Raw genomic sequence first — 23,915 nt, 5'->3', positions numbered from 1 at the left:
AGATGTACCACCTCTATGTACCAGCTGAGGCGGCAAAACCCCTTCTAGGTCAAGAAGATGCAACAAATCAATGAGGTGGGATGGTGGGTGATGAGAGACTCGAACTCCCGACATCTTCGGTGTAAACGAAGCGCTCTACCAACTGAGCTAATCACCCGGCAGAAGGCGATTTAGCGAAGGAATGCTCAGGGCGCAAGTGGGTCCGGTGGAGCTTCGCGTTCTTCCTCTTCTCCCAGCCAGCGGCGTGGGCCTGCACCGTTGTCCCCCAGGCGATCCTGCGGGTTGTAGAGCGGGCAATTTTCCAACGACAGACAGCCGCATCCCATGCAGTGATCCAGTTGCCCCCGCAACCGCGCCAGCAGCTCCATCCGGCGGTCGATCTCTTCGCGCCAGATCTCGGACACGCCCTGCCAGTCGGCCTTGCGTACCGCCCCGCCCGAGGGCACCTGGGCCAGCACCTCGCGCACCTGGGCAAGCGGAATGCCAAGGGTCTGGGCAATCCGGATCACCGCCACCCGGCGCAGCTCTCGCCGGTCATAGCGGCGGTGGTTGGCCTCTGTCCGCCAGCTTTGGATCAGCCCCTCGGCCTCGTAGTAGTGCAGGGTCGACACCGCCACCCCCGCGCGGCGCGCCATTTCCCCGACCGTCAGATCATTGCTGCGCATGCGACGCGGGCCACGTGTTCCGGACATTCTTCTTGACCTCAAGTTTACTTGAGGAAGCAGCTTAGGGAAGCAAACCGAATCTGCAAGGAGAACCTGAATGTCCGCCCAAGCCCTCAGAGACATCGACGAAAGACGCCGCTCGCGCCGACGCCCCGCCCGCTGGCGCGACCGGTTGGCCCGTCTGTTCCACCGTGGCAGAAACCGCCGCAGGCAAGCGCGGCTGCGCGCTGATCCCCATCTTTTGCGGGATGTCGGTCTGCGGCCCGAGGACGTCGAGCAAGGGGGCCGGTCATGAGAGCTTTTCTGGCCCGCCTCATGGCCCCTGCCCCACGCTGCGGCGCATTGTGCCAACAAGTACAGGAGGAACTCTCCGCGATGCGCCTGTCCGACAGCCTGCACGCCCTGTCCGACTGGCAACGATACCGATGAACGGACAGGGTCTGAAACGAAGAAAGCGCGCCTTTCGGGGCGCGCTTTCCGGAAAACCTGGTGGGTGATGAGAGATTTGAACTCCCGACATCTTCGATGTGAACGAAGCGCTCTACCACTGAGCTAATCACCCGGTGGCGGACCTATTACCGGCAAGCGCAGCCCTGCGCAAGAGGCTTGGCCCGCAAAAAATGCCCCACTTGCAGCCACCCCGGACCGCGTGCCCAGAGCGGCAGCATCAGCACAGTCGATGCGCGAAAACAACAGGGTGCCTGTGGGTTGCTTGACTTGCAACGAATCTCCAAGGCAGGGTTTTTCTATCTGCCACTTGGGTTTGGAGACTCACATGAAAAAGACGATTGCTGCCGCAAGTCTTCTGATCGCTGCAACGACCACCACGTCGATCGCCGGAAGCTATGAAACCCCCTATGTCGCGCCGCCGGTTGTCGTCGAAGAGACGCAACAGACCAGCAGCAGCGCCGGCATGCTGCTTGCACTGATGACCATCGTCGTCTTCGGCGTGGCCGCCAGCCAGTAAGGCACTTTCGGCCCGGGCGCCATGTCCGGTCGATCAGCCCCCCCTGAGCATATCGCGGGGTCCTGGCCCGGGGACGCGGGGACGAAACCGAACCCATCACGGGACCAACCGGGGACAAGGGCCTCGCAGCCAGGCTGCGGGGTCCTTTTCCATTTGGCGACAGGTGGGATGTTGCATCTTGGTCGCGACCAGGCGGCTGGCACGCTTTCCCCTCTTGCCCCAGCGTCAAGGAGGCGCAAACTACCCACAGCGTCTTCGGGCGCATTGGTTGCGTAAACGGTTGACTGTCTACTGCACCAATCACGGGGGATAAGATGAAGAAACTCGTACTCACCACCGCCTTGTGCCTGTCGGTGGCCAATGCCGCCTTTGCTGATGGCAAACCCGCACCCAAGATGAGCCCGGAGCAACTGCGCAACGACATGATCGTCTCTTCGCAGAGCGCCGAGCTGACAACAGCCTCGTCCGGCGCGGCATTGCTGATTCCGCTGATGCTGTTGATTGTCGTCGCGGCGGCGGTCAGTTCTGGCAGTGGCGGTCACCACTACCACTACTATCACTGACTGTCGGGCATAGCCCTGATCACAAGACAAAACGCGCGGTGGTGACCCACCGCGCGTTCCCGTTTTCAGACCTCGCGACCGATGATCAGTGCGCGGTTGCGCCTGCCACCGAATCCTCGGCCTTCTTGGCCGATGCCGCGGCGGCCGCTTCCTCGGCCTCCTCGTCCCATTCCACCGGCTCGGGCTTGCCGACCAGTGCAATGTCCAGCACCTCGGAGACGTGCTTGACCGGGATGATTTCCAGCCCGTCCTTCACGTTGTCCGGCAGTTCGGCCAGGTCCTTCTCGTTCTCTTCGGGGATGAGAACGGTCTTGATCCCGCCGCGCAGGGCTGCCAGCAGCTTTTCCTTAAGACCGCCGATGGGCATGGCGTTGCCGCGCAAACTGACTTCCCCCGTCATGGCGATGTCCTTGCGGATCGGGATGCCGGTCAGGACCGACACGATGGAGGTCACCATCGCCAGACCGGCCGAGGGCCCGTCCTTGGGCGTGGCGCCATCGGGCACGTGGACGTGAATGTCCATCTTGTCGAACTTCGGCGGCTTCACCCCGATCTCCGGCGCGATGGAACGCACGTAGGAAGAGGCCGCGTCGATCGACTCCTTCATCACGTCGCCCAGTTTGCCGGTGGTCTTCATCCGGCCCTTGCCCGGCAGCTTCAGCGCCTCGATGTGCAAGAGATCCCCACCAACCGAGGTATAGGCCAGCCCGGTGACGACACCGATCTGGTTTTCATCCTCGGCCAGGCCATAGCGGAATTTCCGCACGCCCAGGAAATCGTCGAGGTTGTCAGAGGTCACTTCGACCACCTCGGCCTCTTTCTTGACGATCTTGGTCACGGCCTTCCGCGCGCATTTGGCAATCTCGCGCTCGAGGTTCCGCACACCGGCCTCGCGGGTGTAGTACCGCACCATGTCGGTCAGCGCGCCGTCGGTGATCGAGAACTCCTTGGCCTTCAGCCCGTGGTTCTTGACCTGCTTGTCCAGCAGGTGCCGCCGGGCGATCTCGATCTTCTCGTCCTCGGTGTAACCCGAGAGCGGGATGATCTCCATCCGGTCGAGGAGCGGCCCAGGCATGTTGTAGCTGTTGGCCGTGGTCACGAACATCACGTTCGACAGATCGTATTCCACCTCAAGGTAGTGGTCCACGAAGGTCCCGTTCTGTTCGGGGTCCAGCACCTCCAGCATCGCGCTGGCCGGGTCGCCACGAAAGTCCTGCCCCATCTTGTCGATCTCGTCGAGCAGGATGAGCGGGTTCGTGGTCTTGGCCTTTTTCAGCGCCTGGATGATCTTGCCCGGCATCGAGCCGATGTAGGTCCGACGGTGGCCACGGATCTCGGATTCGTCCCGCACGCCGCCCAGCGAGATGCGGATGAATTCGCGTCCCGTGGCCTTGGCAACCGATTTCCCCAGCGATGTCTTGCCGACACCCGGAGGGCCGACGAGGCAGAGGATCGGGCCCTTGAGCTTTTTCGAGCGCGCCTGCACGGCGAGATACTCGACGATCCGTTCCTTGACCTTCTCGAGGCTGTAGTGGTCGTGATCAAGGATTTCCTGCGCCTTGTTCAGGTCCTTTTTCACACGGCTTTTGGTGCCCCACGGAATGCTGAGCATCCAGTCGAGGTAGTTGCGCACCACGGTCGCCTCGGCGGACATGGGCGACATGTTCTTGAGCTTCTTCAGCTCGGCGTCGGCCTTTTCCTTGGCTTCCTTCGACAGCTTGGTGCCGGCGATCTTCTCTTCCAGCTCGGCGATTTCGCCTTCGCCGTCCTCGCCATCGCCAAGTTCCTTCTGAATGGCCTTCATCTGCTCATTCAGGTAGTACTCGCGCTGGGTCTTCTCCATCTGCGACTTGACGCGGGTCTTGATCTTTTTCTCGACCTGCAGGACCGACAATTCGCCCTGCATCAGGCCATAGACCTTTTCCAGCCGCTCGCTGATCGAAAGCGTCTCGAGCAGTTCCTGCTTCTGCTCGACCTCGACCCCCAGGTGCCCGGCAACCAGATCGGCCAGCTGCGCGGCATCATTGGCCTCGCCCACGGCGGACAGGGCCTCTTCGGGGATGTTCTTCTTGATCTTGGCATACCGCTCGAACTCTTCGGCGACCGTGTGCACCAGCGCCTCGATCGAGGCGGTGTCGCCCGGCATCTCGGTCAGGTGTTCGGCCTTGGCCTCGAAGAAGTTCTCGTTTTCGATGTATTCCTCGATGCGCACGCGGCTCTGGCCTTCGACCAGCACCTTGACGGTGCCATCGGGCAGTTTCAGCAGTTGCAACACGTTGGCCAGAACGCCGGCCTTGTAGATTCCGCTGGTATCCGGATCGTCGTCGGACGGGTCGATCTGGCTGGCAAGCAGGATCTGCTTGTCGTCGTTCATCACCTCTTCCAGTGCGCGCACCGACTTCTCGCGCCCCACGAAGAGCGGCACGATCATGTGCGGGAACACGACAATGTCGCGCAGCGGCAGCACCGGGTAGGAAGGATTGAGAGGTTGTTTCATGCTCGTGTCCTGTTCTTGGCAAGACGTCCCTGCCCCGCTTCGCGGCAGCTTGAGGTCGCCTCCGGTCATGAGGGTCAAAGATGGGGTCGCTGCACCGGAATTCAAGCACACGCCCCTGACCCTGGGTGGGCAGCATGACCCTACGCCCCGCGGTGTGCAAGCGCCCATCGTGTCCCGATCCTGCGCCACGGCTGCCATCTGCGGTGAATTCCCCGAAAAACGCGGGCCATTCCCAATGCAGGAAACTTTGCCCGTGCCCGGAAGACCACACAGGCCGTCATGCGGACGAAAACTGCGCCGCCAAGCCTCGACGCCAATTGGCGTCACCCCTATGAGCGCCCCACTGCAATTTCAAAGAGCCGAATGACCATGAACATCCGTTTTCTTCCCCTGGCGCTGCCGCTTTTGCTGGCGGCCTGTGTCGAATACGCCGAAGTGAAGACCCCGCCGCAATCCGTCAGCTTTACCGAGAGCCGCGCCCAGGCGGCGGTCCGGGGCTATTCCGAAACCACCTTTCGCAGCTTCCGCAGCACCGAAAAGGGCCGCAAGGACAACCAGGAGCTTGTCGGTGTCCGCTGCAGCCTGACCGGGACCGGGTTCAAGGCCGCTTTCGTCACCCCCGCGATCGTCAAGATGCCCGCCTACCAGGGCGCGGCGGATCCGATTGCCGTCACCTGCCGAACCGACAAGGACCGGACTGACAAGACCGTCAAGCCGATCAACATGACGCTGTTGCGGATGAACCAGTCCTCGACAACCTCGGGCGGGATCCTGGGCGTTTCACTGACCGCCGCCGCCAAGGGCATCGCCAAGGCCGCCCGGGACCCGCTCAAGGATGAGTTCAACTATCCCGTCAATATCCACCTGGTGCTGGGGGTCGAGGATTGATCTCCTCGCGCCTGTCGATCATTGCCGTTGTGTTTGCCCTATCGGCCTGCGCCGCGGACTACGATCCGCCGGCAACGCCAGTGGCGTTGCCACCCGAGCCCGGCAAACCCGTTCTTCAACGTGAAACCGTGACGGTCAGTGCCTTTCTGGTCGGCGCCTCGTCCTCTTTGGCGGAACTGAACACCGCGCGGTGCGAGATCGCGCGCGGAGAGCGGACGGTCACGATCACGACCCCGATGATGCTGTCAATCCCGGTCCATGCCGGTGCGCAGGCGCCGTTGGACATCGACTGCAGTGCTCAGATTGGCCCCCGGCTGGCCCGCGCCAAGCTGCGCCACCTGCCCGAAACAGCCAATGCGGACCCGGCGGATACGGCGACCCGCCACTATCCCAAGCAGATCGCGATCCGGTTCCGGCAATAACGACACGCCGCCGCCCAATATAGCGGGCGGCGGCGATCCGCCGATATCACCCCTGTATCAATTCCACCTCCCACCATTGAAAACAAAACGTTTTCAAAGAGAAAGGAGTGTTTTCAGGACAGCAATTGTCAAGAAAGCTTCATTTTACTTCCCCGGTTGTGCACCCTAGGGGCAACCGTTAATGCGGCTTCGAGCGCGCGAAGACTTCCATAAGGAGACACCAGATGCGTATCGCGATCCTTGGCGGCGACGGTTTCGTCGGTTGGCCCACCTGCCTGCATCTTTCGGCCCAGGGACACGAGGTGCATATCCTCGACAACCTGTCCCGGCGCTGGATCGACACGGAACTGGGCGTTCAATCGCTGACCCCGATGGATTCGATCCAGGAACGCTGCCGCATCTGGAAAGAAGTCACCGGAGAAACCATTCATTTCCACCTGCTCGACCTCGCCAAGGAATATGAACGCCTGAAACAGTGGCTGGTCGAAATCCGCCCCGAGGCGGTGATCCATTTCGCCGAACAGCGCGCCGCGCCCTATTCGATGAAGACCGACCGGCACAAGGTCTATACCGTCAACAACAACACCAACGCGACGCATAACCTGCTGGCGGCGATGGTGGAATCGGGCATTGACGCGCATCTGGTGCACCTCGGCACGATGGGCGTCTACGGCTATTCCTCGGTCGGTGCGCCGATCCCCGAAGGTTACCTGGACGTGACCATCGACACGCCCGCAGGTCCGAAAGAGCAGGAAATCCTCTACCCGACGCGGCCCGGCTCGGTCTATCACATGACCAAGAGCCTGGATCAGATCCTGTTCCAGTTCTACGCCCAGAACGACGGTTTGCGCATTACCGACCTGCACCAGGGCATCGTCTGGGGCACCCATACCGACCAGACCCGGCGTCACGAACAGCTTATCAACCGTTTCGACTATGACGGCGACTATGGCACGGTGCTCAACCGTTTCCTGATCCAGGCCGCCATCGGCTATCCGCTGACGGTTCACGGCACCGGCGGTCAGACCCGCGCCTTTATCCACATCCAGGATTCGGTGCGTTGCATCGAGCTGGCTCTGAAGGACGCACCGGATCGGGGCGACCGCGTCAAGATCTTCAACCAGATGACGGAAACCCACCGCGTCCGCGACCTGGCCGAGAAGGTGGCGGGGCTGACCGGGGCCGAGGTCAAATACCTGCCCAACCCGCGCAAGGAAGCCCCCGAGAACGACCTGATTGTCAAGAACGACCAGTTCCTGGCCCTGGGCCTGAACCCGACGACGCTGGCCGAGGGTCTTTTGTCCGAGGTCGTGGACGTGGCGAAGAAATACGCGCACCGCATCGACCGGTCGCGCGTTGCCGCGGTTTCGGCCTGGACCAAGGACATCGCGGCCAAGGTCGACCATGACCCCGAAGGCAAGGCACTGCGGTCGGTGTCGTGAAACGTGCCTATGTGACACTGGTGACCAACGCGGATTTCGCGTTGGGCGCCAAGGCCTTGCTGAACTCTCTTAATGCCACCGGGACAACGGCGGAGCGCGTCGTCCTGCACACCGGAGGCGTGCCGCCCGAGGCACTGGCGCCGCTCACCGCCCTTGGCGCACGGCTGGTGCAAACCGACTTGCTGCCCACGTCGGATGCCTTCAATGCCGCCCATGCGCGCGAGGCCCTGCACGGGGCCGCGCCCTTCACCAAGGGCGAGAAACCTGCCTTTCACACCCCGCTCGACAATTTCTGCAAACTGCGCCTGTGGCAGCTGGACCATGACCGGGTGGTCTTTCTGGATGCCGACACGCTGGTCCTGCGCAACATCGACAGCCTCTTTGACTACCCGGAATTCTGCGCCGCGCCGAACGTCTACGAAAGCCTCGGTGATTTTCACCGGATGAATTCCGGTGTCTTCACCGCGCGCCCCTCTCAGGCGACCTTCGAGGCGATGATGACCCGGCTCGATACTCCCGGCGCCTTCTGGCGCCGCACCGACCAGACCTTTCTGCAGGATTTCTTTCCCGACTGGCACGGGCTGCCGGTCACCTTCAACACGCTGCAATATGTCTGGTTCAACATGCCCAAGCTCTGGAACTGGGACGCGATCAAGGTCCTGCATTTCCAGTATGAAAAACCCTGGCAGGACCACGCCAAGGCGGATCGCCTGCGGCCCCTGATCGACCTCTGGCACGCCTATGCGGCGGGAGAAACACCCGACCTCGCCGCCCTTCCAAACCCGACATGATCGCGCTGACCGGCGCCTCGGGCCTCGTGGGCCGGTTCCTGCTGCGTGGTCTGCCCGGCCCGATCACGGTGCTAGGCCGGCGCGCCCTGCCCGGCCATGATTTCCGCCCCTGGGATCTCTGCGGCCCGGCGCCCGACCTTAGCGGGATCGACACCCTGATCCACGCGGCCTTCTCCCATGTCCCGGGCCGTTATCGCGGCGGCGAAGGCGACGATCCGCGCGGCTTCCTGCAGTCCAATCTCGACGGCACAAGGCGCCTCTTCGATGCCGCCGCCGAGGCGGGCGTCACGCGTATCCAGTTCCTGTCGTCCCGGGCGGTCTTCGACGGCGCGCCCGAGGGCACACCTCTCACCGAGGACATACCGCCAGATCCCGCCTCGCTCTATGGCCAGGTCAAGGCGGCGGCAGAGGGGCATCTCTCGGCCCTGCCGCTGATCGGGCAAAACCTGCGCGCCACCGGCGTCTACGGCCCCGGCCCGGACCACAAGTGGCAGGGTCTCTTCGCCGACTACCTCGCAGGCCGCACCATCACGCCCCGTCGCGGCACCGAGGTCCATGGTGCCGATCTCGCCGAGGCCGCGCGTCTACTGCTGGATAGAAGTGAGGCGGGTGCCTTCCATCTCTCCGACCTGCTGCTAGACCGCCACGATCTGCTGACAGAGGTCCAGCGCCTCACGACCTGCCCGCACCCGCCGCCCGACCCCAGCACAGGCCCGGTCAACCCACTCATCTGCGCCCGCCTGCCCGCCCTGGGCTGGCGCCCCGGCGGCATGACCCGCCTGCGCGCCGACCTCCCCGCTATGTTACCGCCGCGCTGAACGGCACCATCCTTTGCCGGCATTGTCCCGACACCCGCCCCTCAAAGCGGCTCGATGTCCCCTTCGGCGCGCTTTGCATGGAAATCCGCCTCGAACCCCGCAAAATCGCCCGCCTCGATGGCACTTCGCATCCCCTGCATCAATTCCTGATAATAATGCAGGTTGTGCCAGGTCAGCAGCATCCCCGAGATCATCTCACCCGCGCGGAAGACATGGTGCAGGTAGGCGCGCGAATAGCCCCGGCAGGCCGGGCATGTGCAATTCTCGTCCAGCGGTCGCGGATCATCCGCATGCCGCGCGTTCTTGATGTTGACCTGTCCGCGCCGCGTCCAGGCCTGCCCCGTCCGGCCAGAGCGGGACGGCAGCACGCAGTCCATCATGTCGATGCCGCGCTTGACGGCGCCGACGATGTCATCGGGCTTGCCGACCCCCATCAGGTAACGCGGCTTGTCCTCGGGCAGCATGTCCGGCGCAAAATCGAGACAGGAGAACATGGCCTCCTGCCCCTCGCCCACGGCCAGGCCGCCCACGGCGTAACCGTCGAAGCCGATGGCCTTCAGCGCCTCGGCGCTTTCGCCCCGCAGGTCCTCTTCCAGACCACCTTGCTGGATGCCGAACAGCATGTGTCCCGGCCTGTCGCCAAAGGCCTCGCGCGAGCGCGCCGCCCACCGCATCGACAGGCGCATGGACTGGGTGATCCGGTCACGATCCGCCGGCAGGGCCGGGCATTCGTCAAAGGCCATGACGATGTCCGAACCCAGCAATTTCTGGATCTCCATCGAGCGTTCGGGCGTCAGCATGTGCTTTGAGCCGTCGATATGGCTGCGGAAACTCACGCCTTCCTCGGTCAGTTTGCGCAGCTCCGCAAGGCTCATGACCTGGAACCCGCCGGAGTCCGTCAGGATCGGCTTTTCCCAGTTCATGAACTTGTGCAATCCGCCAAGCCGCGCCACCCGTTCGGCCCCGGGGCGCAGCATCAGGTGATAGGTATTGCCCAACAGGATGTCCGCGCCGGTGGCTGCCACGCTTTCGGGCATCATGCCCTTCACGGTGGCTGCCGTGCCCACGGGCATGAAGGCGGGGGTGCGGATCTCACCGCGCGGGGTGCGGATCACGCCACGCCGCGCACGCCCGTCGCGGGCGGTCAACTCGAAGGATGTCTGTGCCATGCGCGCTCCTCTACACGCTTCGCCTGCCGGAACAAAGATGCAATCGCCGACGCCCGCCCGCAGATTTCGCAGGTCGCCCACTTGCCGAGGCACGCGGCCAAAGCCACTGTAGCGGCATGAGCAGGACACCCACCTACAAGGGCGGCATAAAGGCCGTTCTGGACCAGTACGAAGCCCGCCGCGCGCCGCTGCCCGGCGATGGCGGCTTGCCGGCTGCAGACGTCGACCTGGCCGCCCTGGCCGCCTCCCCCGTGGCAGATCCGGCGCAGGGCCCCTTTGCCCCGCCCTTTGCCAATAACCTGCAACGCAAGATCTTTCAGCTGCGCGAAGAACTGCAGGGACAAAGCGAACTGACCGTGTTGCACGGGCTGACCATCTCGCATCTGCGCAAACGCGCCTGTCCCGACCAGGCTCCGGGCCTGTTCCAACGCATGTGGGCGGAACAGAGTGATCACCTGCTGGGACAGCTCGACGCGCGCTGGCTGGTCTCTGCCGTGACCACCTTCGGCGATCACGGGGCGACGCCGGTCCAGCGCAGCACCGGGCTAGCGCTGACGGCGCTGTTCGGGATGATGAAGCTCTACGAGAGCGAACGGCTTTACAGCGGCAAACCGCCCGACAAGCCCTTTCCGGTCACGGATCGCATCAAGGCCAAGCTGCCCCTGCAGATGGACAGCTATGCGCTGGTGGGCGGCGGGCTGGACGTGAACCTGATCGCCCGCCTCTGGCAAGAGGCCGAGGGCGACGCGGTGATCCGCCCCCTCGCCCATCACCTGCTGGACCTGCTGATCCACGATCCCGCAGGCGTCTTTCGCCGCCTCGCGGTCATGGCCGCCCGCAAGGAACGGCGGAACCGGCAGGCCGCGCCCCGGAACAACGACGCGCCAGTGCCTGCGCGTCCCCGCAAGACCGCGGAGACGCTGCGCTGGGGCCTGGTCAGCACTGTCAAGGCGCCGCTGCCGCAGATCGCGCGCTTTGCCGCCCATCACATCGACATGGGCGCGCATGCGCTGCACCTCTACCTCGATGCCCCCGATGCGGATGCCGCCGCCTTCCTAGGGCGCCATCCCCGCATCCATGTCACGCAATGCGACGCCGCCTATTGGCAGGCCTCTGGCCGGGACCGCATGGCCCAGCACCAGTTGCGGCAGGCCTTCAATGCCACCCGCACCCTGCGCGACAGCGCCGAGGCGCTGGACTGGCTGGGGCACATCGACCACGACGAGTTCCTGGTCACCAACCGCCCGCTGTCCGAAATCCTGGCCAATGTCCCTCCGGACAGGGCCATCGCCCGCATTCCGCCTGCCGAGGCACTGGCCCGAGAGAACGGACCGCCCCGGCATTTCAAGCTGACGCACAAGCAGGCGGGCATCAAGAAATCCCTGTTGCAGGAAATCTATCCCACCTTCGGCCTGCACCTGTTTGGGGGTTTCCTCAGCCATACCGGCGGCAAGATCTTTGCCCGCCCCGGCATTCCCGACACGCGGCTGGGCATCCATACGCTCAAGTACAAGGGTGAGGACGCCACCAACCGGATCAAGCCGGACGGAATATACCTAGCGCATCTCCACGCCCCGGACTGGGCCCATTTCCGCAGCCACCTCGATTTTCGCCGCGAGAAAGGGTCTTACCGGGCCAATGACGCGCGCCCGGAAATGGGTCAGGGCGAACTGCTGTCCTACCTGCAGGCGCAAGAGGGAGAGGCAGGCCTGCGCGCGTTCTTTGACGAGATCTGTGCCGATACGCCGGAGCTGCGCGACCGCCTGTCGCGGCACGGGATGCTGTTGGCGCATGACTTCGATTTCGACGGTAGTGTCCGGCGCGTCTTCGGGACCCTGCCATGACCCGATGGGGCACCGTCACGACGGTCAAGGCGCCTCTGCGGGCGATCCTGGATTTCGCCGCCTGGCATCTCGAACAAGGCGCGCATCGGCTGTATCTCTACCTCGACGAGGAGGCGCCACGGACCTTTGCAGCCCTCAAGGCGCATCCCAAGATCCGCGTGGTCCAGACCGATGACGCCTGGTGGGCGAAACGCAACGGCCGGCCAGAGAAACACCAGGCGCGACAGGCCGCCAACGCGCGCCACGCCAACAACCGCAAGCCAGAGGTCGACTGGCTGGCCCATATCGACGTGGACGAGTTCCTGTTGCCCGCCACGCCGGTGGATGAACAACTGTCCGCCCTGCCCGCAGATGCGCTCTGCGCCCGCATGCGTCCCGTCGAGGCGCTGGCACCGGACAGCGGCACGATCCCCGGAGAGACCGCCTTCAAGGCCTTCCACCTGGACCAGGCCGCCCGCCAGCGGGCTGCGCGGGACTGTTTTCCAACCTGGGGACCGCAGCTGTCGGGCGGGTTCCTCAGCCATGTCGCGGGCAAGCTGTTCTTTCGGGCCGGCACCAAGGGGCTGCAGGTCAGGATTCACAACGTGATCCTGAACGGGGAACAGAACCCTGGGCAGGTCACCCTGCCCGGGATCGAACTGGGCCATTTCCACGCCGACAGCTGGGAGCATTTCCTGGCCTCCTACCGGTTCCGCCTGTCGCGCGGGTCCTACCGCGCAGAATTGAAACCGCAGGTCCGTCAGGCTGGCGCGGTCAACCTGCACGACCTGTTCCAAAGCATCGAGGACGCGGGAGGCGAAACGGCGCTGCGGGCCTTCTTTGACGAGGTCTGCGTGGCGGACCGCAGGCTTTGCGACCGGTTGCAGGCCGAAGGGCTGCTGCGACGCCGGGCGATGGACCTTGACCAGCTGCGCGTGCGTCATTTTCCGGGGGTCAATCCGGGGTGACGGCCCCGATTGACCCCGAATTGGAACCGGAATGCGCCACCCTCCGCCACGTCGGTGCAAGCTTTGATTGACGTTTCTATGTGTTTTCACTATGGGATGCGCCACCAAGGGGATGAATGCACTGCCACCGGGCCACACGGGTCCGCTCCCCATCAGACGCGCGGGCCAGGCAAAGTGTCCGCAAACCAATCGGACATAAATGACCAAATTCTCTGATCTGAACCTCAGCCCGAAAGTCCTGAAAGCCGTCGAAGAGGCCGGCTACGAGACACCCACGCCGATCCAGGAAGGCGCGATTCCACACGCGCTCGACGGCAAGGATGTCCTCGGCATCGCCCAGACCGGCACCGGCAAGACCGCAAGTTTCACCCTGCCGATGATCTGCAAGCTGGCCCGAGGCCGCGCCCGCGCCCGGATGCCCCGTTCGCTGGTGCTTTGCCCGACGCGGGAGCTGGCCGCGCAGGTGGCGGAGAACTTCGACACCTATTCGAAATACGTCAAGCTGACCAAGGCCCTGCTGATCGGCGGCGTTTCCTTCAAGGAACAGGACCAGCTGATCGACAAGGGTGTCGACGTGCTGATCGCGACCCCGGGCCGCCTGCTGGACCATTTCGAACGCGGCAAGCTGTTGCTGACCGGCATCGAGATCATGGTGGTTGACGAGGCCGACCGGATGCTCGACATGGGGTTCATCCCCGACATCGAGCGCATCTTCTCGCTGACGCCCTTTACCCGCCAGACGCTGTTCTTCTCGGCCACGATGGCGCCCGAGATCGAGCGCATCACCAATACCTTCCTCTCTGCCCCCGCGCGGATCGAGGTTGCCCGCCAGGCCACCGCGTCGGAGACCATCGAACAGGGCGCCGTCGTTTTCAAACCCTCCCGCAAGGACCGCGAAGGCAGCGAGAAACGCAAGGTTCTGCGCGCGCTGATCGACGCCGAGGGCGAAGCCTGCACAAACGCCATCATCTTCTGCAACCGCAAGGTCGACGTGGACGTGGTGGCGAAATCTCTCAAGAAATACGGCTACAACGCCTCGCCGATCCACGGTGACCTGGACCAGTCTCAACGCACGAAAACGCTCGATGGGTTCCGCAACGGCGACGTGCGCCTGTTGATCGCCTCTGACGTGGCTGCGCGCGGGCTGGACATTCCCGCCGTCAGCCATGTGTTCAACTTCGACGTGCCCAGCCATGCGGAGGACTATGTTCACCGCATCGGCCGCACCGGCCGCGCCGGACGCTCGGGCAAGGCCTTTACAATCTGCACACCGCGCGACGAGAAATATTTCGAGGCCGTCGAAAAGCTGCTGCAGAAAGAGATCCCGCGTCTCGACAACCCCGTGGCCGAAGCACCTGCCCCGGCCCCTGTCGAAGCCAGGGAAGACACCCCCAAGGATGACACCCGCAAGAGCAGCCGCAGCCGCCGTTCTGACAGCGACAAGGGCGACAGCCGCCCGTCGCGGTCCAAGGACAGCGGGCGGTCGTCGGACCGCCGCAGCGGGGGTGGCCGCGACAAGACCGTGGTCGGCATGGGCGACCACATGCCCGAATTCATCGCGCTTAGCTTTGAAGAGCGCCGCGCCAGCTGATCCCTGAAAACCGGGCCACGGCGCATTTGGCCGAGGCCCGGACTGCGCCTCACTCTGGCGCTTCGATCGCTTTCAGACGGTGTTGGATCAGAATCGTGCGCAGGGGATCATCCTTGCTTGGCGCACTGCGGTTCACGCTTTTGGATCCGGTCCACCATCCAAGCGCCGGATCGTAATAGAAGGTGAAATCGCCACCGGCCACCCGGTCCGACTGCACCTCCTCGAACGTGTATTTCAGCGTCCAGACCTCGTCTGAGTGGGCCAGCGGGTTGTCTGCGGGCACGCAACAGCTCTGCTCCACCGACATATGATAGACCGCGTTGAATTCGTCCGAGGCCCAGGTTTCGGTCCAGGTGACGCGCTTGCCGTCGGCCAGCGGAAAGATCGAACCGCCTGTCTGCTCGGAAACGGTGATCTTTTGCAGCATCTCCATGTCGTCAAACGTATCGGTCCCATAGGTCAGGGAGGGATCGAAACTGCCCGCTTCCGGATAGGCGGCACGGACATATTGAAACATGCCCCGACGCAGAGAGACCATGCAGAACGTCGGCCCGCGACATTCGGAAAAGGCGTTCAGCCCTTCGGGCGCGCGCAACAGCGTCAGCCGCATCTCGTCCCGATCCGGCGTGTCGCCCATCACGGCAGTCATCGTGTCATAGACCAGAACCGTGCCCGGTGCGGGTTCCGCGGTGGCACTGGCGGCGGCAAATAAGGAGAATGCAATCAAGGCGGGTCGAAATGGCATAAAGCGCTCCTGAACAGGTTACGTCAGCAACCTGCCCAAGCCGCCCCTTGCGTGCAACCCGCCTGTCCGGCTCAGCTGAGCCGGCTGACCACCACCGTGACCTCGGGTTTCTTGCCGATCTCGTTCATCGCAGTCTGACGCGCGACGCGGCGCAGGCCTTCTTCCAGCTTGTCGTCGTCGGTCAGCGTCTTGCCACCGGCGCGGCCCATGAACTGGGCCAGGTCCTCTTCGAGGATATCGACCAGCGGCGCGTGGCTGCGGCCCTGTTCGGGCAGGCCCATCAGGTCGCACCAGGGTTCGCCCAGGGGTTCGTCGTCCTCGTCCAGGATCACGGTCACGACCACATGACCATTCAGGGCCATGCGGATACGATCGCGCACGATGCCGTCCAGAGCGCCGATTTGCACGTTGCCGTCCAGGTAGGTGCGCCCGGTCTCGATGTATTCCACGACGCGCGGCTCGTTTCCGCTCAGCTCGATCATCATGCCGTTGACCGCCAGCACGCCCGCGCGCCCGTTCTGGCCCGCCAGCTTGACGTGTTCGCGCAGGTGGCGGTGTTCGCCATGCATGGGAACAACCATCTGCGGCTTGACCAGGTTCTGCACGGTTTCCAGGTCGGGCCGGTTGGCGTGGCCGGAGACGTGATAATCGCCCATCGCGTCATCCACCACGTCCACGCCCTTTTCCGAAAGCTGGTTCATGATGCGGATCACGTCGCGTTCGTTGCCCGGAATCGTTTTCGATGAAAACAGGAAGAGGTCGCCCTCTTTCAGCTCGATCCCGTTGTACTTGCCCCGCGCCAGTTGCGCGCTGGCGGCGCGCCGCTCCCCCTGGCTGCCGGTGACCAGCAGCATGACATTCTCACGCGGGAGTTGCGCCGCATCCTCGGGTCCGATCACCTTGGGAAAACCGGTCAGGACGCCGGTTTCCACCGCCGCCTCGATCATCCGCCGCATCGCCCGGCCCAAAAGGCAGATCGAGCGGCCAGCGCGGTCGCCCGCCTCGGCCAGTGTCTTGACCCGTGCCACGTTGGAGGCAAAGGTCGTCGCCACGACCATGTTGCGCGCCTCGCTCACCAGCTTTTCGACCGCCGGGCCCACCGTCGCCTCTGACCGGCCCGCGTGTTGTGAAAACACGTTGGTCGAATCGCAGACCAGCGCCTTGACCCCGTCCTTTGACACCTCTTCCCAGAGCGCGGGATCCCATGCCTCGCCCACCAGCGGGGTCACGTCCAGCTTGAAATCGCCGGTATGGATCACCCGGCCCGCGGGCGTGTCGATCACCAGCGCGCTGCTTTCGGGGATCGAGTGCGAGATCGGCAGGAACCCCACCGTGAACGGCCCCACCTTGACGGTTTCCGGCCAGGCCGAGGCGGTCCGCACCGCCTTGCCCTCGACACCGTATTCCGCCAGCTTGCCGCGTGCGATATTGGCGGTGAAGGCGCGGGCATAGATCGGAACCCCCAACGCGTCGAAGGTATGGCCTACGGCGCCCACGTGATCCTCATGCGCATGGGTAATGAACAGCGCCTCGATCCGGTTCCTGTTCTCTTTCAGCCAGGTGATGTCCGGCAGGATCAGGTCGACGCCGGGCGTCGTGTCCATGTCCGGAAAGGTCACGCCCATGTCCACGACGATCAGCCGCTCTTCACCGGGTTTGCCGTAGCCATAGACATAGCAGTTCATGCCGATTTCGCCGGCACCGCCCAGTGGCAGGTAGATCAGTCTGGAGTCGCTCATGCGTTGGCCTCGCTTTTCTTGTTGTGATTGTAGATGCGGACCAGGCCATGCATGGTCAGGAATTCCTCGAATGCGTCGAACAGCGGATCGGCCTGCTGGAACAGCGGCGCCAGGCCGCCCGTCGCGATGACCTTCATGGGGCGTTCCCGCTCTGCCTTGATCCGCGAACAGATCTCGCGCACCAGCCCGACATAGCCCCAGAAGACGCCGGATTGCATGCAGGCCACCGTGTTGGTGCCCACCACGCGCTGCGGCTTGGTGATGTCCACATGCGGCAGGGCGGCGGCGGCAAGGTGCAGCGCCTCCAGGCTGAGGTTCACCCCCGGCGCGATGACCCCGCCGACATAGGCCCCGTCCACGTCGACCACGTCAAAGGTCGTGGCCGTACCGAAATCCACCACGATCAGGTCGCCTCCGAAAAGGTCGTAGCCCGCCACGGTGTTGACCAGCCGGTCGGGGCCGACCTGCGTCCCCTCATCGACGCGCACCGCCACCGGCAAGGCACAATCGGGTTTGCCGACGACAATGGGCCGCGTGTTGAAATAGCGGTCTGCCAGCACCCGCAGGTTGAACACGACGCGCGGAACGGTGGTCGACACGATGACATCGGTGATATCCGCCTCGATCCCCTGGAATTCCATCAGCGTCGACAGCCAGACGTAATACTGGTCCGCCGTCCGCTGGTGTTCGGTCGCGGTCCGCCAGGTGGCGACAAAATCCTGCCCGTCCCAGATCGAGAAAACGGTATTGGTGTTGCCACAGTCGATGGCCAAGAGCATGAGGCCCGCCTATTCGAAAAATATCTCTGCCGCAGCCACGCTGACGCGGCCTTTGGGCGTCTTTAGGACAAGTTGCCCGGTGCCGTCCACTGTCTCGAAGACGCCGGTGACGCTGTCGCGGGCCGTGCGCGCGGTGATCACCTCTCCGAGCCGCGCCGCCCGGGCCAGCCAGAGCGTCCGGATCGGCTCGAACCCGTAGCTGGTCAGCCGGGCCTCATGGGTGGCATATGCCGCGGCCAGCGCCACGAGGAAGACCTCCGGCAGAACCCGCACCCCGGTTTCCCCCAAAAGCGACACCGGCGGCACGGCGCCCGGTTCCACCGCATCCCGCCCCGGCGCGGCCAGGAGGTTGACGCCGAACCCGATGGCCAGGTGCCCCCCCGGACCGCCGATCCCCTCCAGCAGGATGCCGGCCAGCTTGCCGCCGTTCAGCAGCACATCGTTGGGCCATTTCAGCGCCAGCCCGGTTTCGGTCCCCGTGACCGAGGCCAGCGCATCGTACAGCGCGAGCGCCGCCACAAAAGACCGCAGGGCCAGCTTGTCGGGGCTATCCTTGGGGCGGATGACCAGCGTCGCCGCGAAATTGCCCGCCGGATTGACCCAGGGCCGCCCCCGCCTGCCGCGCGCGGCGGTCTGGCGCAGGCCAAGAATCCATTCCGGTCCGCTTAGCCCGGCGGCAATCCGTGCCGCCTCGGCATTGGTGCTGTCCACTTCGGCCAGCACCCGCCGTCCATAGCCCTCGGGCCAGTTCATGGCGCGCACCCCTGTTTCTTTGGTTTGCAAAATACCTCGGGGGAGTCGACCGAAGGGAGGCGGGGGCACGTTAAGGGCATGCCTTCGGCATGACGCCCCCCCCAATCGCAGCACGCCCGCCGGGCGTGCTGCCACCGCATCAGTTCACCAGCGTCGCAGCCGCCGCCTGTGCGACGCCTTCGATGCCGAAGAGATTGACCACACCGACCACCATGATCACCGCCGACACCATCAGGAATCCCCAGAGCACCGGCGACTTGCCCCCGTCCAGCGCATCTTCGCGGTCCTGACCAAAGTACATGTAGTAGACGATCCGCAGGTAGTAGAAGGCGCCGATCACCGAGGCGACAACACCCGCCACCGCCAGCCAGGCCAGCCCGGCGTCATAGGCGGCGCGCAGGACGTAGAGCTTGCCGAAGAAACCCACCAGCGGCGGCACACCGGCAAGGCTGAACAGCAGCACCAGCATCGCCAGCGCCTTGCCCGGTTCCTTGGTCGAATACATGCCCAGGCTCTGGATATCCGTCACCGGCTGACCATCACGTTCCATCGACAGGATAAAGGCAAAGGTGCCGACGTTCATGGTGACGTAGATCGCCATGTAGATCAGCATCGCCTGCACGCCCAGCTCGGTCCCGGCGGCCAGTCCCATCAGCGCATAGCCCATGTGGGCAATCGAGGAATAGGCCATCAGGCGCTTGATGTCGCGCTGTCCGATCGCGGCGATCGCGCCCAGGAACATCGAAAGGACCGACAAGAGCGCGATGACCTGCCCCCAGTCGCTGGTCGCCTCGCCAAAGGCATCGTGCATCAGGCGCGCAAACAGGGCCATAGCCGCCACCTTGGGCGCGGTGGCAAAGAAGGCGGTGACCGGCGTCGGCGAGCCTTCGTAGACGTCCGGAGTCCACATGTGGAAGGGCACGGCAGAGACCTTGAAGGCCAGGCCCGCGATCAGCATCGTCAGGCCGATGAGCAGGCCGACCGGCATGTTGCCATCGGTCGCGGTCTGGATGATGCCCGAGAACAGCGTGGTCCCGGCAAAGCCGTAGGTCAGCGAGGCACCATAGAGCAGCAGGCCCGAGGAGAGCGCACCCAGCACGAAGTACTTGAGGCCCGCCTCGGTCGACCTGGCGCTGTCACGGCGCAGCGAGGCCACGACGTAAAGCGACAGAGACTGCAGCTCCAGCCCCATGTAAAGCGCCATCAGGTCACCCGCAGAGACCATCATCATCATGCCGACAACGGCCAGCGTGATGAGCAGCGGGTATTCGAACCGCAAGAGGCCGCGACGCTGCATGTAGCCTTCGCTCATCAGCAGCACGGCACCGGCGGAGACCAGGATCACCACCTTGGCAAAGCGCGCGAAGCCGTCGTTCACGAACATGCCGCCAAAGGCCACCTGCGTGCCCTCGCCGGTGGTTCCGATCCATAAGGCCAGCGCCAGGAACAACGCCGAGGTGATCCAGACCAGCAGCGGCGCCAGCTTGTCCTTGCCCGAGTAGACCGCGCCCACCAGCGCTGCCATCGCAAAGACCGACAGCAGGATTTCCGGCAGGATGATGTTCAGATCGGCCGAGATCATGTCCCGCTCTCCCTCAGTGTTCCGCGACGGCGACTTGCGTGTCGGCCTCTGTGCGGCCGGCAGCGGCAAGCGCCGTGTCGTATTTCGTCACCAGCGCCTCTACCGCGGGGCCGGTCCGGTCGAGGATCGGTGCCGGGTAGACACCCATCCAGATCGTCATGACCACCAGCGGCGCAAAGATCGCCTTTTCCCGGGTGGTCATGTCCTTGATGGTCTTCAGGCTTTCCTTGATCAGGTCGCCCATGACCACCCGGCGGTAAAGCCACAGCGCATAGGCCGCCGAGAGGATCACGCCAGTGGCCGCGCCCGCAGCCACCCAGGTATTGACCTGGAAAATGCCCATCAGCGTCAGGAATTCCCCGATGAAGCCGGAGGTCCCCGGCAGGCCGACGTTGGCCATCGTGAACAGCATGAAGATCAGCGCATAGGCCGGCATCCGGTTCACAAGACCGCCGTAGGCCTCGATCTCGCGCGTGTGCATCCGGTCATAGATCACGCCGACACAAAGGAAGAGCGCGCCCGAGATGAAGCCGTGGCTGATCATCTGGAAGATAGCCCCGTCCACGCCCTGCTGGTTGGCGGCAAAGATCCCCATCGTCACGTAGCCCATGTGCGCGACGGACGAATAGGCGATGAGCTTTTTCATGTCTTCCTGCACCAGCGCCACCAGCGAGGTGTAGATGATCGCGATGACGCTCAGCGTGAAGACGAAGTTCGCCATCACGTCCGAACCGACCGGGAACATGGCCAGCGAGAAGCGCAGAAAGCCGTAGCCGCCCATTTTCAGCAGGATCGCCGCCAGAACGACCGACCCGGCGGTCGGCGCCTGAACGTGCGCCTCGGGCAGCCAGGTATGGACCGGCCACATCGGCATCTTGACTGCGAAGCTGGCGAAGAAGGCGATGAACAGCATGGTCTGCATGCCGCCGATGATCTGCACGCCCAGGATGCTGAAGCTCTCGGAGGCGAAGTTGTGCTTCAACAGCGAGACGTCGCAGCCGCCGATACAGGTGGTGCCCGCGTCGGAATACATCGCGACCATCGCCACCAGCATCAGCACCGAGCCGAGGAAGGTGTAGAGGAAGAACTTGAAGCTGGCGTAGATACGCTCCTTGCCGCCCCAGATGCCGATGATCAGGAACATCGGGATCAGGCCCGCCTCGAAGAAGAGGTAGAACAGGACCAGGTCCAGCGCCATGAAGACGCCCAGCATCAGGGTTTCCAGCACCAGGAAGGCGATCATGTATTCCTTGACCCGGTGGCTGACGTCCCAGCTGGCGGCGATGACCAGCGGCATCATGAAGGTGGTCAGCATGACGAAGAGTACGCTGATCCCGTCAACGCCCATCCGATAGCTCAGACCCAGAAGCCATTCCCGCTCTTCCAGCATCTGGAACTCGGTATTGCCTGCGTCGAACTGGAACAGGATGAAGAGCGAGATGACGAAGGTCGCCGTCGTCGCAATCAGCGCAAGCCACTTGGCATTGCGTTGTGCCGCCGCGTCGTCGCCGCGCAGGAACAGGCCCAGGATCAGGGCCGCCAGCGCGGGCAGGAAGGTGACGATGGAAAGCAGGTTGCCCATTAGTGTGCCCCTCCGCTGAGCGTCATCCAGGTGATGAAGACCGCGATCCCGATCACCATCCAGAAGGCATAGGTAAAGATGTAACCGGACTGCGCCCGGCCCGCGAGCCGGGTGAAGAAGGGGATGATCCCCATTGCAAGGCCGTTGATTCCGCCCTTGATGATCGACTCGTCACCGCCCTTCCACAGGATGCGCCCCAGCGCAAAGGCGGGCCGGACGAAGAGGAAGTTGTAGATCTCGTCGATGTACCACTTGTTCAGCAGGAACAGGTACAGCGGGCGCTGGTTCTCGGCCAATTTGACCGGCAGCTTCGGGTTCACGATGTAGAACCAGAAGGCCACGACAAAGCCGATCACCATGGCGATGAAGGGCGAGACCTTGACCCATTTCGGCACATAGTGCGCGTCGTGCAGGACGTGGTTGTCCGCGCCCATGTAGATAGCTCCTGCCCCGGGAGCGGCGACCGCCGCATGATCGCCCGCCGGTGCGGCGTGATCGTCCCCGTGGTCGGCGGCCGGTGCGGCATGGTCGCCGGCGTCCGCCGCCGCCGCATGGCCCGCATCGGCGGCTTCGCCATGCTCTGCCGCCTCGGCGACCGGAATGCCGAAGAACTTGTTGACGTAGTCTTCCTTGCCGAAGAACGACCCGTACCAGATCATCCCCGAAAAGACCGCGCCAAGCGCCAGCACGGCCAGCGGGGCCAGCATGACGGTCGGGCTTTCGTGGGCATGCTCATGCGTGTGCTTGTCGCCGCGCGGCTTGCCGTAGAAGGTCAGGAACATCAGACGCCAGCTGTAGAAGCTGGTGAACAGGGCCGCGATGACCAGTGCCCAGAAGGCAAAGCCACCGTTGGTGCCGGCATAGGCGCTCTCGATCACGGCGTCCTTGGACAGGAACCCGGCAAAACCGATGGTCGTCAGCGGGATGCCGACGCCGGTGATGGCCAGCGTGCCGATCATCATCGCCCAGAAGGTATAGGGCAGTTTCTTGCGCAGCCCGCCGTAGTTCCGCATGTCCTGCTCGTGGTGCATGCCGTGGATCACGGAACCGGCCCCGAGGAAGAGCATCGCCTTGAAGAAGGCATGCGTGAAGAGGTGGAACATGGCGACCGAGTAGACGCCCACGCCCGCCGCCACGAACATGTAGCCCAGCTGCGAACAGGTCGAATAGGCGATGACGCGCTTGATGTCGTTCTGTACCAGGCCCACGGTCGCCGCGAAAAAGGCCGTGACTGCCCCCAGGAAGGTGATGAACCCGGTGGCGTTCGGCGCGAATTCCATGATCGGCGACATGCGGCAGACCAGGAAAACGCCTGCGGTGACCATCGTCGCGGCGTGGATCAGGGCCGACACCGGCGTCGGGCCTTCCATCGCGTCCGGAAGCCAGGTGTGCAGGATGAACTGGGCCGATTTGCCCATCGCGCCGATGAACAGCAGGAAGGCCACCAGCTCGGCCGCGTTCCAGCTGGTCCAGAGGAAGGTCAGCTGGGTTTCCGCCAGCTCGGGCGCGGCGGCAAAGATGTCGTCGAACTTGATGCTGTCGGTCAGGAAGAACAGTGCGAAGATCCCCAGCGCAAAGCCGAAGTCGCCGACCCGGTTGACCACGAAGGCCTTGATCGCGGCGGCGTTGGCCGAGGGCTTGCGATAGTAAAAGCCGATCAGCAGGTAGGAGGCGACGCCCACGCCTTCCCAGCCAAAGAACATCTGCACCAGGTTGTCCGAAGTCACCAGCATCAGCATGGCGAAGGTGAAGAACGACAGGTAGGCGAAGAAGCGCGGCTTGTAGCTCTCCTCGCCTTCCTTGAAGTTGTCGTCATGCGCCATGTAGCCGAAGGAATACAGGTGCACGAGCGCCGAGACCGTGGTCACGACGATCAGCATGATCGAGGTCAGCCGGTCCAGCCGGATCGACCAGTCGGTCGACAGCGTGCCGCTTTCGATCCAGCGCATGATCTGGATGTGCTGGGTGTCCGGACCGTGGGTAAAGAAGGTGATCCAGGAAAAGGCACAGGCCAGGAACAGCAGGCCGGTGGTGATCCACTGGGCACCGCGGATGCCGGTCAGCTTCCAGCCAAAGCCCGCGATCAGGGCGCCCGCGAGGGGCGCAAAGAGGATGATGCTCTCCATGAGGC

At 63.9% G+C, this 23,915-nt stretch carries 20 protein-coding genes and 2 tRNA genes; 10 read left to right on the top strand and 12 right to left on the bottom strand.

All coding sequences use genetic code 11. From position 1 onward, the window contains the following. Window positions 1–81 precede the first annotated feature (81 nt). From G9Q80_RS01025 to G9Q80_RS01015, 3 genes are all read right to left on the bottom strand, one after another. Window positions 82–157: transfer RNA gene (locus tag G9Q80_RS01025), tRNA-Val, on the bottom strand. A gap of 28 nt (window positions 158–185) precedes the next feature. Continuing rightward, on the bottom strand, window positions 186–665 hold the full coding sequence (gene soxR / locus G9Q80_RS01020; protein WP_043145262.1) for a redox-sensitive transcriptional activator SoxR: 480 nt from the start codon (window positions 663–665) through the stop codon (window positions 186–188). 487 nt (window positions 666–1,152) lie between these two features. Beyond that, window positions 1,153–1,227 (bottom strand) — tRNA-Val (locus G9Q80_RS01015). Window positions 1,228–1,440: 213 nt separating this feature from the next. Between G9Q80_RS01015 and G9Q80_RS01010 the strand changes: the two genes are divergently transcribed. Together G9Q80_RS01010 and G9Q80_RS01005 are read left to right on the top strand one after the other, a co-directional pair. Then, window positions 1,441–1,632 (top strand): hypothetical protein, encoded by a 192-nt coding sequence (locus G9Q80_RS01010; protein WP_043143672.1) that lies wholly within the window; start codon window positions 1,441–1,443, stop codon window positions 1,630–1,632. Between the two features lie 314 nt (window positions 1,633–1,946). Next, the gene (locus G9Q80_RS01005; protein WP_043143669.1) at window positions 1,947–2,195 is read left to right on the top strand and encodes a hypothetical protein; all 249 of its coding nucleotides are present in this window, start codon (window positions 1,947–1,949) and stop codon (window positions 2,193–2,195) included. Window positions 2,196–2,280: 85 nt separating this feature from the next. On the opposite strand, the gene lon is transcribed toward G9Q80_RS01005, so the two are convergent. After that, entirely contained in the window at window positions 2,281–4,692 is a 2,412-nt protein-coding gene (gene lon / locus G9Q80_RS01000; protein WP_088713957.1) for an endopeptidase La, read from the bottom strand. Between the two features lie 363 nt (window positions 4,693–5,055). Here lon and G9Q80_RS00995 point away from each other — a divergent pair, with 363 nt between their 5' ends. From G9Q80_RS00995 to G9Q80_RS00975, 5 genes are all read left to right on the top strand, one after another. Beyond that, window positions 5,056–5,580 (top strand): hypothetical protein, encoded by a 525-nt coding sequence (locus tag G9Q80_RS00995; RefSeq protein ID WP_088713958.1) that lies wholly within the window; start codon window positions 5,056–5,058, stop codon window positions 5,578–5,580. Further along, window positions 5,577–6,002 carry a hypothetical protein gene (locus tag G9Q80_RS00990; protein WP_088713959.1) on the top strand — a complete coding sequence of 142 codons (426 nt, stop codon included), beginning with the start codon at window positions 5,577–5,579 and terminating at the stop codon, window positions 6,000–6,002. The genes G9Q80_RS00995 and G9Q80_RS00990 overlap by 4 nt, the downstream gene beginning before the upstream one ends. 224 nt (window positions 6,003–6,226) lie before the next feature. After that, window positions 6,227–7,444 (top strand): NAD-dependent epimerase/dehydratase family protein, encoded by a 1,218-nt coding sequence (locus G9Q80_RS00985; RefSeq protein WP_074620897.1) that lies wholly within the window; start codon window positions 6,227–6,229, stop codon window positions 7,442–7,444. Then, window positions 7,441–8,235: a glycosyltransferase gene (locus G9Q80_RS00980; protein WP_088713960.1), complete on the top strand. Its 795-nt coding sequence runs from the start codon at window positions 7,441–7,443 to the stop codon at window positions 8,233–8,235. Before G9Q80_RS00985 ends, G9Q80_RS00980 begins: the two co-directional genes overlap by 4 nt. Continuing rightward, on the top strand, window positions 8,232–9,053 hold the full coding sequence (locus G9Q80_RS00975; protein ID WP_088713961.1) for an NAD-dependent epimerase/dehydratase family protein: 822 nt from the start codon (window positions 8,232–8,234) through the stop codon (window positions 9,051–9,053). Before G9Q80_RS00980 ends, G9Q80_RS00975 begins: the two co-directional genes overlap by 4 nt. Before the next feature lie 41 nt (window positions 9,054–9,094). Here G9Q80_RS00975 and tgt read toward each other — a convergent pair whose 3' ends face one another. Continuing rightward, window positions 9,095–10,222: a tRNA guanosine(34) transglycosylase Tgt gene (gene tgt, locus G9Q80_RS00970; protein ID WP_088713962.1), complete on the bottom strand. Its 1,128-nt coding sequence runs from the start codon at window positions 10,220–10,222 to the stop codon at window positions 9,095–9,097. A 116-nt stretch (window positions 10,223–10,338) separates the two neighbouring features. On the opposite strand from tgt, the gene G9Q80_RS00965 reads away from it, so the two are divergent. The 3 genes from G9Q80_RS00965 to G9Q80_RS00955 all read left to right on the top strand — a co-directional run bounded on the left by G9Q80_RS00965 (window position 10,339) and on the right by G9Q80_RS00955 (window position 14,604). Beyond that, window positions 10,339–12,066 carry a glycosyltransferase family protein gene (locus G9Q80_RS00965; protein WP_088713963.1) on the top strand — a complete coding sequence of 576 codons (1,728 nt, stop codon included), beginning with the start codon at window positions 10,339–10,341 and terminating at the stop codon, window positions 12,064–12,066. After that, window positions 12,063–13,013: a glycosyltransferase family 2 protein gene (locus tag G9Q80_RS00960; protein ID WP_088713964.1), complete on the top strand. Its 951-nt coding sequence runs from the start codon at window positions 12,063–12,065 to the stop codon at window positions 13,011–13,013. The genes G9Q80_RS00965 and G9Q80_RS00960 overlap by 4 nt, the downstream gene beginning before the upstream one ends. Before the next feature lie 199 nt (window positions 13,014–13,212). Beyond that, window positions 13,213–14,604: a DEAD/DEAH box helicase gene (locus G9Q80_RS00955; protein ID WP_043143649.1), complete on the top strand. Its 1,392-nt coding sequence runs from the start codon at window positions 13,213–13,215 to the stop codon at window positions 14,602–14,604. 49 nt (window positions 14,605–14,653) lie between these two features. On the opposite strand, the gene G9Q80_RS00950 is transcribed toward G9Q80_RS00955, so the two are convergent. The 7 genes from G9Q80_RS00950 to nuoL all read right to left on the bottom strand — a co-directional run bounded on the left by G9Q80_RS00950 (window position 14,654) and on the right by nuoL (window position 23,910). Continuing rightward, the gene (locus tag G9Q80_RS00950; RefSeq protein ID WP_088713965.1) at window positions 14,654–15,349 is read right to left on the bottom strand and encodes a hypothetical protein; all 696 of its coding nucleotides are present in this window, start codon (window positions 15,347–15,349) and stop codon (window positions 14,654–14,656) included. A 71-nt stretch (window positions 15,350–15,420) separates the two neighbouring features. Further along, window positions 15,421–17,088, bottom strand: coding sequence for a ribonuclease J (locus tag G9Q80_RS00945; RefSeq protein ID WP_088713966.1), 1,668 nt, complete (start codon window positions 17,086–17,088; stop codon window positions 15,421–15,423). Beyond that, window positions 17,085–17,867 (bottom strand): type III pantothenate kinase, encoded by a 783-nt coding sequence (locus G9Q80_RS00940; protein ID WP_088713967.1) that lies wholly within the window; start codon window positions 17,865–17,867, stop codon window positions 17,085–17,087. Before G9Q80_RS00940 ends, G9Q80_RS00945 begins: the two co-directional genes overlap by 4 nt. Window positions 17,868–17,876: 9 nt before the next feature. Next, entirely contained in the window at window positions 17,877–18,620 is a 744-nt protein-coding gene (locus tag G9Q80_RS00935) for a biotin--[acetyl-CoA-carboxylase] ligase (RefSeq protein WP_088713968.1), read from the bottom strand. 139 nt (window positions 18,621–18,759) lie between these two features. Further along, a complete protein-coding gene (gene nuoN / locus G9Q80_RS00930) occupies window positions 18,760–20,202 on the bottom strand; it encodes an NADH-quinone oxidoreductase subunit NuoN (protein WP_088713969.1) in 1,443 nt (480 codons plus the stop codon). Between the two features lie 13 nt (window positions 20,203–20,215). Next, complete coding sequence (locus G9Q80_RS00925; protein ID WP_088668659.1) at window positions 20,216–21,784, bottom strand: NADH-quinone oxidoreductase subunit M; 1,569 nt, start codon at window positions 21,782–21,784, stop codon at window positions 20,216–20,218. Beyond that, complete coding sequence (gene nuoL / locus G9Q80_RS00920; protein WP_088713970.1) at window positions 21,784–23,910, bottom strand: NADH-quinone oxidoreductase subunit L; 2,127 nt, start codon at window positions 23,908–23,910, stop codon at window positions 21,784–21,786. The genes G9Q80_RS00925 and nuoL overlap by 1 nt, the downstream gene beginning before the upstream one ends. Window positions 23,911–23,915: the final 5 nt, after the last annotated feature.

The organism is Mameliella sp. LZ-28 (assembly GCF_012274245.1).
Taxonomy (GTDB): domain Bacteria; phylum Pseudomonadota; class Alphaproteobacteria; order Rhodobacterales; family Rhodobacteraceae; genus Antarctobacter; species Antarctobacter albus.
The sequence above is the reverse complement of the archived record's forward strand: the minus strand, read 5'-3'. Positions and strand labels throughout refer to the sequence as shown.

Excerpts from the sequence above, each read along its gene's own strand:
- G9Q80_RS00925 (WP_088668659.1), bottom strand. The coding sequence starts at position 21,784 with ATGGGCAACCTGCTTTCCATCGTCACCTTCCTGCCCGCGCTGGCGGCC.
- G9Q80_RS00935 (WP_088713968.1), bottom strand. The coding sequence starts at position 18,620 with ATGAACTGGCCCGAGGGCTATGGACGGCGGGTGCTGGCCGAAGTGGAC.
- G9Q80_RS00940 (WP_088713967.1), bottom strand. The coding sequence starts at position 17,867 with ATGCTCTTGGCCATCGACTGTGGCAACACCAATACCGTTTTCTCGATC.
- G9Q80_RS00995 (WP_088713958.1), top strand. The coding sequence starts at position 5,056 with ATGACCATGAACATCCGTTTTCTTCCCCTGGCGCTGCCGCTTTTGCTG.
- soxR (WP_043145262.1), bottom strand. The coding sequence starts at position 665 with ATGCGCAGCAATGATCTGACGGTCGGGGAAATGGCGCGCCGCGCGGGG.
- G9Q80_RS00965 (WP_088713963.1), top strand. The coding sequence starts at position 10,339 with ATGAGCAGGACACCCACCTACAAGGGCGGCATAAAGGCCGTTCTGGAC.
- lon (WP_088713957.1), bottom strand. The coding sequence starts at position 4,692 with ATGAAACAACCTCTCAATCCTTCCTACCCGGTGCTGCCGCTGCGCGAC.
- G9Q80_RS00975 (WP_088713961.1), top strand. The coding sequence starts at position 8,232 with ATGATCGCGCTGACCGGCGCCTCGGGCCTCGTGGGCCGGTTCCTGCTG.
- G9Q80_RS01005 (WP_043143669.1), top strand. The coding sequence starts at position 1,947 with ATGAAGAAACTCGTACTCACCACCGCCTTGTGCCTGTCGGTGGCCAAT.
- nuoL (WP_088713970.1), bottom strand. The coding sequence starts at position 23,910 with ATGGAGAGCATCATCCTCTTTGCGCCCCTCGCGGGCGCCCTGATCGCG.
- tgt (WP_088713962.1), bottom strand. The coding sequence starts at position 10,222 with ATGGCACAGACATCCTTCGAGTTGACCGCCCGCGACGGGCGTGCGCGG.
- G9Q80_RS00985 (WP_074620897.1), top strand. The coding sequence starts at position 6,227 with ATGCGTATCGCGATCCTTGGCGGCGACGGTTTCGTCGGTTGGCCCACC.
- G9Q80_RS00955 (WP_043143649.1), top strand. The coding sequence starts at position 13,213 with ATGACCAAATTCTCTGATCTGAACCTCAGCCCGAAAGTCCTGAAAGCC.
- nuoN (WP_088713969.1), bottom strand. The coding sequence starts at position 20,202 with ATGATCTCGGCCGATCTGAACATCATCCTGCCGGAAATCCTGCTGTCG.
- G9Q80_RS00945 (WP_088713966.1), bottom strand. The coding sequence starts at position 17,088 with ATGAGCGACTCCAGACTGATCTACCTGCCACTGGGCGGTGCCGGCGAA.
- G9Q80_RS00950 (WP_088713965.1), bottom strand. The coding sequence starts at position 15,349 with ATGCCATTTCGACCCGCCTTGATTGCATTCTCCTTATTTGCCGCCGCC.
- G9Q80_RS01010 (WP_043143672.1), top strand. The coding sequence starts at position 1,441 with ATGAAAAAGACGATTGCTGCCGCAAGTCTTCTGATCGCTGCAACGACC.
- G9Q80_RS00960 (WP_088713964.1), top strand. The coding sequence starts at position 12,063 with ATGACCCGATGGGGCACCGTCACGACGGTCAAGGCGCCTCTGCGGGCG.